The sequence below is a fragment of the Marivita sp. genome (assembly GCF_051251565.1).
Classification (GTDB): Bacteria; Pseudomonadota; Alphaproteobacteria; order Rhodobacterales; family Rhodobacteraceae; genus Marivita.
The window spans coordinates 1-2293 of the sequence record NZ_JBPOFB010000071.1; the positions used below are offsets into that span (position 1 = coordinate 1).

Below are 2293 nucleotides of genomic sequence, written 5' to 3' on the forward strand. Positions count from 1 at the left end.
GTTGACGACCGAACATCTGGGGGTTGAGGCCGAAGCCGGTGAAAAGGCCGCGGCGCACCGGCAGTTCATCCTGACATGGGTTCAGCCGGGGCTTGCCGGGTTGATGGATGGTTCGGTGTCGACGCTGGCGCCGATCTTCGCCACCGCATTTGCCACCCAGGACACCTGGACCACCTTCCTTGTTGGGTTGGCGGCAAGTGTCGGGGCAGGCATCTCGATGGGGTTCACCGAGGCCGCCTCGGACGACGGTGCGATTTCGGGACGTGGATCGCCGATCAAGCGCGGCGTCGCATCGGGCGTGATGACGACGCTTGGCGGCTTGGGCCATGCATTGCCCTACCTGATCGCGGATTTCTGGACCGCGACTGTGGTAGCCATCATCGTCGTGTTCGTGGAGCTCTGGGCGATCGCCTGGATTCAGAACAGGTTCATGCAGACGCCGTTTTTCCGGGCCGCGCTGCAGGTCGTGGTCGGCGGCGCGCTGGTCTTCGCCGCCGGTGTCATCATCGGCAGCGGCTAGCGACGACCGGGCGTCGGGGCTCGGAGCGTGAAATTGCGTTACGGTCGGAATTGCCCACGGCCCGCGCTGCTGCTAACCGGTTTGCATGCTGGAGATTTTCCTCAAGACCCTGCCGTTTTTCGGGATCATCGGACTGGGATACGGATCGGGCCGCGTGGGGTTCTTCACCGCCGAGGCGACCGCCTATCTGACCAAGTTCGTCTTCTATTTCGCCCTATCCGCGATGCTGTTCGGTTTTGCCGCCAACCTGAGCTTTGCCGAGGTCATCGACTGGCCTTTCGTCGGCGCCTACCTTTGGGCCACCACCTGCGTCTATCTTCTGGTCACGATGGTCGCGCTCTACCGGCAGGTGGGCCTCGAGGAGGCCGCTTTCGAGGCGCAATGCGCGGTGGTCGGCAATGTCGGCTTCCTCGGCATTCCGATGCTGGTCCTGTTGCTGGGCGAGGCCGCGATCGGGCCGGTAATGCTGGTTCTGGCCTGCGATCTGATCGTTTTCGGCTCGCTTATCGTGATTCTGATCACCGGGGCGCGTGACGGGCGAATGTCGGTGCGAATTTTCGGGACGGTCGGGCTGGGCCTGCTGAAGAACCCGATGATCGTGTCGATCGTGTTGGGTCTGATCTGGTCGGCGACCGACCTGCCGATCCCCGGACCGATGGCCGACTTCCTGACCATACTGGGCGCCGCGGCGACGCCAGGCGCGCTATTTGCCATCGGCGCGTCGCTGGCGGGCAAAAGCGCCGAGCGGGTGTTCGTCGCGGGCTGGCTGAGTTTCTGCAAGCTGGTGCTGCATCCGCTGGCGGTGGCGCTGGTCGTGATCTTCGTGATCCCGGTGGACCCGTATGCGGCGGGCGTGATGATCGCGGCGGCAGCGCTGCCGGTGGCGGGAAACGTCTATATCCTCGCGCAGCACTACGGGGTTGCGCCGACGCGGGTCTCGGCGTCCATTCTCATCAGCACGGCAGCCAGCATCGTGACGGTGTCGCTGGTCATAGCATGGATTGAAAATCTGGGAGGATAGGCGATGGAGACAGTGAGCGAGAACAGGTGTTTCGGCGGCACCCAAGGAGTCTACTCCCACCGGTCAGAGGCCTGCGACTGCGACATGACGTTCGGTCTGTTCCTGCCCCGCGAAGCGCGCGACGGCCCGGTGCCACTGTTGTGGTATCTCTCGGGGCTGACCTGCACCCATGAGAACGCGATGACCAAGGCTGGCGCGCAGGGCTGGGCCGCCGAGGCCGGGATCGCGCTGATTTTTCCCGACACCTCGCCGCGCGGCGAGGGCGTGGCTGACGACGAGGCCTTCGACATGGGTCAAGGGGCAGGGTTCTACCTCGATGCGACGCAGGCGCCCTGGGCCAGTCACTTCAAGATGCGCAGCTACATCATGGACGAATTGCCCGCACTGGTAGGCGAGAGCTTCGCGCTGGACATGGAACGGCAGGCGATCACCGGCCATTCCATGGGCGGCCACGGCGCGCTGACCCTGGCAATGGGCGAGCCCGGTCGCTTTGTCTCCGTCTCCGCGTTTTCGCCGATCTGCAATCCGACGCAGAGCGACTGGGGCCGCAAGCAGTTTGAGGGCTATCTCGGCGATGCGGAGGCCGGGCCGGACGCCAGCGTGATGATGCGCGAAGGTGGCTTCGACGGGCCGGTCCTGATCGAGACCGGCACCGATGACCAGTTCGGGGATCTCTTGGGGACCGAGGCGATGGCCGCCGCAATGGCCGCCCGGCGCCAGCCCGGAGAGCTGCATCTGCGCAAGGGATACGA

The 2293-nt window shown here is 64.8% G+C and carries 3 protein-coding genes; all 3 read left to right on the forward strand.

Annotated elements, in window-relative coordinates; translation table 11 throughout:
- Positions 1–520: VIT1/CCC1 transporter family protein (locus ACSHXH_RS19450; RefSeq protein ID WP_435673454.1), on the forward strand; the 520-nt coding region annotated here is incomplete at its 5' end.
- Positions 521–605: 85 nt separating this feature from the next.
- Complete coding sequence (locus ACSHXH_RS19455) at positions 606–1541, forward strand: AEC family transporter (RefSeq protein ID WP_435673455.1); 936 nt, start codon at positions 606–608, stop codon at positions 1539–1541.
- 3 nt (positions 1542–1544) lie between these two features.
- Positions 1545–2293: S-formylglutathione hydrolase (gene fghA / locus ACSHXH_RS19460; RefSeq protein ID WP_435673456.1), on the forward strand; the 749-nt coding region annotated here is incomplete at its 3' end.

Coding starts and splice junctions, on each gene's coding strand:
- ACSHXH_RS19455 (WP_435673455.1), top strand. CDS start 606: ATGCTGGAGATTTTCCTCAAGACCCTGCCGTTTTTCGGGATCATCGGA.